The organism is Komagataeibacter kakiaceti JCM 25156 (assembly GCF_000613305.1).
Window position 1 is genome coordinate 1 of record NZ_BAIO01000761.1, and the last position, 843, is coordinate 843.

Annotated in this window: 1 protein-coding gene and 1 pseudogene; both read left to right on the forward strand. The window is 68.3% G+C overall.

Annotated elements, in window-relative coordinates:
* Positions 1-255, forward strand: a pseudogene (locus JCM25156_RS26230) (hypothetical protein); the annotation flags it as partial.
* 72 nt (positions 256-327) lie between these two features.
* Complete coding sequence (locus JCM25156_RS18705) at positions 328-813, forward strand: YcgN family cysteine cluster protein (RefSeq protein WP_025814348.1); 486 nt, start codon at positions 328-330, stop codon at positions 811-813.
* Positions 814-843: the final 30 nt, after the last annotated feature.

Sequence of the window (843 nt, forward strand, 5' to 3'; positions counted from 1 at the left end):
TGCCGGGGGCTGTGGCTTGCGCTATGGTGGCCTACGGTCGCGCGGCCGATGGGTGTTGCGGGCAGCGTGATGCAGGGCATGTCCGTCGCGCCCGCCGCCATGTGGCCACTCTTGCGGGTTCTGGACCGGATTCCCCCCGGTCTGGTCCGCACGGCCAGTGGGCTTGGGGCGGACGCGAAGGCGCGGCTCCGGCTGGTCTGGCTGCCCCTGCTGGGGGGGCCGGTCGCGGGTGTGGGCGTGTTTTCGGGGGGATGATCCTGCTATGCGTGCTGGCGGCGGGGGCGAGACAGTGAGGTTTCATGAACGGGACAGGGCGGGACCACGCGCATGACGGACGATAATCCTCCCTTCTGGGAAACGACGCCGCTGGCGGACATGTCGCGCGCGCAGTGGGAATCGCTGTGTGACGGCTGTGGGCGATGCTGCCTGCACAAGCTGCGCGAGGACGAGACGGATGAGGTGCTGTTCACCGATGTCGCCTGCCGCCTGCTTGATACGAAAACCTGCCAGTGCACCGATTACGCCCATCGCCAGCGCCGGGTGCAGGACTGCATAAGCCTGACGCCGGAGATGCTGGCCGACATTGACTGGCTCCCCCCTACCTGCGGCTACATTCTGGTGCGTGATGGCGAGCCTCTGCCATGGTGGCACCCGCTCGTGTCCGGCACGCATGAGAGCGTGCACGCGGCGGGCATATCCGTCAGCGGCCGGGTGGTCAGCGAACGGGAGGCGGGCATGCTGGAGGATCATGTGATCGACTGGCCGGGCGAAGCGCCCCGGAATGCCTTCCGCCGCACGCCCCCGCGTTCATGACCACGGGGGCGAAGGTGCCCGAGACCGAAG